Annotated in this window: 2 protein-coding genes; both read right to left on the bottom strand. The window is 58.2% G+C overall.

Annotated features, from left to right (window positions below; translation table 11 throughout):
- On the bottom strand, window positions 1-329 hold a 329-nt coding region (locus tag ACJ8PE_RS25020), incomplete at its 3' end, for an MlaD family protein (RefSeq protein WP_182604204.1).
- Window positions 316-858 (bottom strand): paraquat-inducible protein A (locus ACJ8PE_RS25015; protein ID WP_442536949.1); only part of this gene is annotated, 543 nt, incomplete at its 5' end. The genes ACJ8PE_RS25020 and ACJ8PE_RS25015, both read right to left, overlap by 14 nt.

The following is an 858-nucleotide window of genomic DNA, read 5'->3' as shown; positions in this document are numbered from 1 at the left end:
GGCTTCACCACCCAGAAGGCGGAATCCTGGCGCAGCAATTTCTCCATGCCGGAATTGAGACGCGCCTGCACCATCACCTTGCTCAGGTCATCGCTCAACGTGACGGTTTCCACCACGCCGACGTCAACGCTGCGGCTTTTGATTTTGGTTTTACCCGCTTCCAGCCCTTCCGCCGTCGTGGTCACCAGCGTCACCACCGGCCCCTGATGGCTGAAGTGGTAAAACAGGATCCAGGCGCCGATCAGCGCGGTCACGATGGGAATGATCCACACCGGCGACCAGCGTTTGATCTTCTCGACGTCCGCGACGCTATGATTATTTTCCGTCACCTTGCGGCTCCTTGTTTATTGTTTCACTTGCGCGATCCCAGGTCAGCCGGGGATCAAATGTCATGGCGGCGAACATGGTGAGGATCACCACCAGCGCGAACAGCACGGCGCCCGTCGCGGGATAAATGCTCATCAACTGCCCCATTCGCACCAACGCCGACAACACGGCGATCACAAACACGTCGATCATTGACCAACGGCCAACGAATTCGACCACTTCATAAATCAGATGCATACGCTCGCTGTCGGCGCGCGGTTTCTTCCTGCCGTTCGCATCCCAGCACAGCCAACCGATCGCCAACATTTTCAGCGACGGCACCATGATACTGGCGATGAAAATCACCATCGCTACCGGATAAGAGCCGTCCCCCCACAGCAGGATCACCCCCGCCATGATGGTGGAATTCATCTTGTTACCCAGCGCCTCGGTCACCATGATGGGCATCAGGTTGGCCGGAATATACAGCATGACAGAGGTCACCAGCAGCGCCAGCGTCCACTGCAGGCTGTGGCGGCGACGCACGTAGCC

It is taken from the genome of Serratia sp. CY74737 (assembly GCF_052166775.1).
GTDB classification, from domain to species: Bacteria; Pseudomonadota; Gammaproteobacteria; order Enterobacterales; family Enterobacteriaceae; genus Serratia; species Serratia ureilytica.
The sequence above is the reverse complement of the archived record's forward strand: the minus strand, read 5'-3'. Positions and strand labels throughout refer to the sequence as shown.